Genomic DNA, 255 nt, shown 5'->3' on the forward strand with positions numbered 1-255 from the left:
TTCCTGAAACTGTTTTATAAGTTCCATATCGGTTAGTTGCGCTTCTACTTGCCCTGTTTTGCCGTTCATTAAATAATCGGTGCTAGTTCCTAATACAGAAGCTAATTTTTGCAATACATCAGACGATAGATTGCTTTTCCCTTTTTCATATCGACCAATTTGTACATAAGTCAAACCTACTTTTTCTGCCAGTTCAGATTGAGTTAAGTTGTTTTCTGTACGAAGTTGTTTTATGCGTTCACTTATCGTTGTCAT

At 35.7% G+C, this 255-nt stretch carries 1 protein-coding gene; it reads right to left on the reverse strand.

Translation table 11 applies throughout. The features are described from left to right. A partial coding sequence (locus D0817_RS25565; RefSeq protein WP_134737825.1) for a helix-turn-helix domain-containing protein occupies positions 1 to 255 on the reverse strand: 255 nt, incomplete at both ends.

Origin of the sequence: Flavobacterium cupreum, assembly GCF_003996965.1 — a bacterium.
GTDB lineage: Bacteria > Bacteroidota > Bacteroidia > Flavobacteriales > Flavobacteriaceae > Flavobacterium > Flavobacterium cupreum.